Below are 5299 nucleotides of genomic sequence, written 5' to 3' on the forward strand. Positions count from 1 at the left end.
GTTTATGTTTATAACAAACAGGACGGGGGCGGGTGCCGGGGCCGGTGCGAGGCGACGGCGGTCAGCGACGAGGTCACGGTCACCGCGAGCGCCCGCTCACCGCCAGCGACAGGTCACGGTCACCGCCGTGCGGGTGCTCCGCGAGGGAAGGGTGACCTGGAGCGTGTGCCGGTCGCGATCCCAGGACCAGGCCGACGACGGCAGTGGCTTGCCCGCGGCCGTCACCGTCGTCGGGGCCCGCCGCACGTCGAGGAAGCGCACGGTCCACCGGCGCCGGTCCGCCTGGCCCGCGAACGTGCCGCGAGCGGCTCCGATCGTCAGCCGGCGGGAGGACGCCTGCTCCGAGTAGCGGGCCCGCACGGTCGCGGCCCGCTTCGAGACGGTGCTGCTGCCGTCGTCGTCGTACAGGGAGAAGGTGCCCGAACCGCCCGGGGCCACCGTGAGGGTGAGCCCGCTCGAGGTGCTGCGGGCGTCGCCCGGAACGTCCGCGGACCGGGTGGCGACGATGCCGCCGGAGCGCACGAAGACCGGCATGGTGTCCAGGGTGGTGGTGATGTCGTACGTGGCCCCGCCGGCGGGTGCCGTGTAGCTCGCCCCGGTGAAGTAGTCGGTCCACCGGCCGGGCGGGAACCAGACCGGCGTGGTCGTCCGGTCGCCGGGCCGGGTGACCGGGGCCACGAGCATGTCGGGCCCGTACAGGTATTCGCTGCCCGCCTCGGTGTAGGCGTTCTCCTCCTCCGGGTACTGCAGGTACAGCGCCCGCACGACGGGGACGCCGGTGGCGTTGGCCTCGCGCGCCAGGCTGTACGTGTAGGGCACGAGCGCCTCGCGCAGCCTGAGGAACTTCTCGGCCGACGCCCGCGCCTGGGGCCCGTACTGCCAGGGCAGCCGGTCGCTGTGGTTGCTGTGCAGGCGGTCGATCGGCTGGAAGGTGCCGAACTGCACCCAGCGCGCGTACAGGTCGTCGGGCAGCTTGGTGGTGCGGTGGGTCGTGCCGCCGGCGACGTACGTCTCCGCACCGGGGATGCCGTAGCCGTCGTTGTGGCCGCCGATGTCGTGGCTGACGGCGGACAGGCCCGTGGCGGCCGACTCGCCGGGGGTGTAGCCGACTTCGGCGCGCAGGGTGCCCCAGTCGGAGGTGGTGTCCCCGGAGAAGTGGATGGTGGTGCGCTTGTCGGCCCAGGGCCCGGTGGGCAGCCCGACCCCCGCGCTGTAACCCCCGGCCTGCAGCGACCCGTAGGCGCGGGAGAGGACGAACCCCCGGCCGCCGGTCTCCGAAGTCAGGTCGGCGTACTGCTGGTTGATCCAGGCGTCCGGTGTGACGCCCTCCTGCGAGGAGCGTGAGGTGTCACAGCACCAGTCCAGCCACCAGAAGTCGTTGCCGGCGCGGTCCATCGGCCGGTGCAGGTCGAGGTACGCCTTGAGCTGGTCGGGGTCGCCGAAGTCGAAGGTGTAGCAGTCGGAACCGGCCGCGGCCGCGCAACCGCCCTTCACCAGCTTGCCCTTGGCCGTGGCCTGGGCCTGGGCGAACCGCGGGTCGCCGCCGAGGATGCCGGGATGCACGTTCAGCGTGTTCGCCAGCCCCTGGTCGTGCGACCAGTCGAAGAAGCCCTTCGGGTCGGGGAACTTCTCCGGGTCGAAGTTCCAGCCGCTCCACGTGTTCGGCGCTTTGAAGTCGGTGTCGGTGACGAGCACGTCCAGCGGCACGTTCGCGGCCCGGAACGCCGGGACGACGGTGTTCTCGTAGTCGGCCGCCGTACGGTCGATGTACTCGGAGTACCACACGCCGTACGCCCAGCGGGGCAGCAGCGCGGACGGGCCGGTCAGCGCGGCGAGGTCGGTCAGGCCCTGCCGGTAGTCGTGCCCGAAGCCGAAGAGGTAGGCGTCCTGGTAGGGCTGAGCGCCGTGCGAGGGACGTGCTGCGGCTTTCCCGGTCCCGGCGTCGTAGGCCGCGGACGCGGTGTCGTCGAGCAGGTACCAGCCGTCCCGGTGCAGCAGTCCGGGGGTGGTCCAGGGCGTGGGGTCGGCATCGCCGTCGAGCCCGTCGAGGCTGCGGCGGTAGCCGCCCAGGGCGAGGTGCGGTGCGGGGGCCGGTTGCGCGCGGGGTGTCAGCGCGAGAGTGTCCACGTTGACGTGGCAGCTGTCGGCGTCGGGGCAGGTCAGGGCGATGTCCTGGGTTCCCGCCCGCAGGTCGACGGGCACGGACGCGGTCTTCCAGGCGTCCCAGCCGTCGGTCGCCGGGAGGTCGAGGGTGCGGGCCGGTCCGCTTCCCGCCGAGACCTCGACGCTCCGCGTGCGGTGCAGGCCGTCGCTCCCGGTGCCGTTCGCGTAGCGCAGGTGCAGGAGGTAGATGCCGTCAGCAGGTACGCCCGACACCGGCTCGACGAGACCGGCGCCCTGGTCGAGCTCGGCGACGAAGCCGTACCCGGCGTACCCCTCGTGGTCGGTGGCGATCTGCGCGGAGCCGGCCGAGCGGGCCTCCTCGGCCTCGCAGGCGGTGCCGAAGCGGCAACCGGGGACCGCGGCCGCCGCCCGCGAGGGGAACGCGGCGCCGGGCGTCAGGAGGGCGACGCTGTCGATGTTGACGTTGCCGGAGTCGCCGGGGGCGCGGTGCAGCCGGACGGTGTGGTGGCCACCGGCGACCGGCAGCGCGAGCCGTGCCACCGCCCAGGTGTTCCAGTCACCGGTCTCGGGCAGCCGGAGCCGCCGGTCGGCGCCACCGTCCACGCTCAGACCGAGCGTCCGGGTCTCGTGCTTTCCGTCGCCGCCCGCCGAGTTGGCGTACCGCACGGCGAACTCGTACGTACCGGCCGACGGTGCCCGCACGTCCGTGGACAGCGAGTTGTTGTCGACGTCGAAGCCGGCCAGGAACCCCTTGCCGGTGAAGTCACGGTGATCGGTGGCCAGTCCGGGCCCGTCGTACACCTGGTCCTCGGCCTCGCACAACGCGCCCGCCGCGCAGGTGCGGTGCTGCCACGGTGACGCGAGGACGGACGACCGCCCCGCCTTGAGCCGCACCCTCAGGTTGTCCGCGTCGAACGGCCCCGACCCCACGTCGTACCGGAGCGTCAGCGCGCTGGTCGTGATGGTCAGGACGCCGTCCTTCACCGAGGAGGTGTACGGCGCCGACGGGAAGGCGTCGCGGCCGACGGCGTCGAAGGTGGCGTCGTCCTCGAACTTGCCGTCCCCGGCGTACTCGGTCCGTATCAGCGTGGGCGAGAGGACCTCGAAGCGCGCGTCGGACACCACGACGGCCGAGGCGGCGGCGCGCACCGGCTCCTTCGCGCCCTGCGCCGTGGCGGCGGGGGCGCCGAGCAGGCCGAACGCCAGGGCCAGGCAGGGGATCAGGCGAACTGCGGTGGTGCTCCGCGTCCGGGGGAGGGATCTGGGAATCGATGGGTGCACGGCACGCTCCACGGGTGGACGGCGGCGCTCTCGCGAGCGCGTCGGGCATGCGGCTGAGTCTCTGCGGGGATCGCGCCAGTGCGGTCGGTACCACTCGGTACAACGTTGTAATGCGGCCGTTCCGCATGACAGCACGACGGATTTCCCCGTGTCTACACACCGGACGGACATCGTTGTCAGTTGGCTGACATGAGCGGGTCGCCGACGGCGGCGACGTGCCTGATCGCGCCTGCCGCCCAGCGGGGCGCGGCCAGGCCCGGCCGAACGCGTTGGGCCGGGCGGGTGGCGCGGCGGTGGCGGTCCGCGGCGACGGGGTGGCCATGTGACACGGTCGCCTGCGACGGGTCACGGAAGGCGGGCGCACCTATGGGCAGGACCGTACGGGTCATCGCGGCACTCGGGCTCGCGGTGCTGCCCGGCACGACGGCACACGCCGCGGCGCAGGCCGTCCGGCCGCCCGGAGCGGCGGCACCCGCCGTACCCGCGCCCGCCGCCCCCGTTCTCCGTCAGGGCGCCTGGACCGGCACCTGGGAGACCGCCCCCTCCGGCACCACCCCCGCGTTGCCCGGGGCCGCCATCCGCAACGTCGTCCACCTCAGCACAGGCGGCACCGCGGTACGCGTCCGGCTCAGCAACCGGCTCGGCACCGCGCCCCTGCGGCTCGGCGCGGTCACCGTCGCCCTGCGGCGGGCCGCCGGACCCGACGCCGCGCCCGGCACCCTGCGCACCGCCACCTTCCACGGCTCCCGCACCACCACCGTCGCACCGGGCCACGACCTGCTCACCGACCCGGTTCCGCTGCCCGTTCGGGCCGGCGCCGACCTCCTGGTCACCGTCCACACACCGGACGACGACGGCCCGGCCACCTTCCACCGCCAGGCCATGCAGACCAGCTACGTGGCGCGGGCCGGCGCCGGCCGGGCGCACGACGAGTCCGGCGCCGCCTACACGACCACCACCGGCTCCTGGTACTACGTCACCGGCGTCGACGTCCGCGGCTCCGCCACCGGCAGCGTCGTCGCCTTCGGCGACTCCCTCACCGACGGCATCGGCGCCACCACCGACGCCGACCACCGCTGGCCCGACCGGCTCGCCGAACACCTGCGCGCCCGCGGGCTCGGCGTCCTGAACGCCGGCATCTCCGGCAACCGCCTGTTGCGCGACGACGTCGGACCGAGCGGCCTGTCCCGCCTGGGCGCCGACGCCCTGGACCGGGCCGGCGTGCGGGTGCTGGTCGTCTTCGAGGGCATCAACGACATCAACACCCCGGGACTGACCGGACCCACCGCCCTGACGGACGCCTACCGCACACTCGTCGCCCGCGCCCACGCCCGCGGCATCCGGGTCATCGGCGTCACGCTCACCCCGTACCGCGGCCACCGCCTCTTCAACCCGGCCCGCGAGGCGCTACGGCAACAGGTCAACGCCTTCATCCGCACCGGCGGCGCCTTCGACGCTGTAGCCGACGCCGACGCCGCCCTCCGCGACCCCGCCGACCCGCAGCGGCTCCTGCCCGGTTACGACCACGGTGACCACCTGCACTTCAACGAAGCGGGCCTGCTGGCTGTCGCCGACGCCGTGGGGCACGTCCTCGACCACCGGCCGGCGAGCCGCGCGGCACTCGTTCCGGCGGTCCGCTGAGCGTCGGCCGCAGACCGGCGACTGTCGACCGGCGACGGGCGACGGGCGACGGGCGACGGGACACTGCCGAGCGTCGACCGGCGACAGTCCGCCGTCGGCTGTCCACAGTCGACCGCCGCGTTTCCGCTGCCGTCCGCTGATCGTTTCCTGCCGACTGCCGACTGCCGACTGCCGACTGCCGACTGCCGACTGCCGACTGCCGACTGCCGACTGCCGACTGCCGACTGCCGACTGCCGACTGCCGACTGCCGAC

Annotated in this window: 2 protein-coding genes; one reads left to right on the top strand and one right to left on the bottom strand. The window is 73.7% G+C overall.

Annotated features, from left to right (window positions below; translation table 11 throughout):
- Positions 1-96: 96 nt before the first annotated feature.
- The gene (locus V7E45_RS38510) at positions 97-3405 is read right to left on the bottom strand and encodes a TIM-barrel domain-containing protein (protein WP_443056350.1); all 3309 of its coding nucleotides are present in this window, start codon (positions 3403-3405) and stop codon (positions 97-99) included.
- Positions 3406-3771: 366 nt separating this feature from the next.
- On the opposite strand from V7E45_RS38510, the gene V7E45_RS38515 reads away from it, so the two are divergent.
- Positions 3772-5046 carry a GDSL-type esterase/lipase family protein gene (locus V7E45_RS38515; protein WP_333778933.1) on the top strand — a complete coding sequence of 425 codons (1275 nt, stop codon included), beginning with the start codon at positions 3772-3774 and terminating at the stop codon, positions 5044-5046.
- Positions 5047-5299: the final 253 nt, after the last annotated feature.

The organism is Streptomyces sp. IBSBF 3136 (genome assembly GCF_036815105.1).
In the GTDB taxonomy this organism is placed as follows: Bacteria; Actinomycetota; Actinomycetes; order Streptomycetales; family Streptomycetaceae; genus Streptomyces.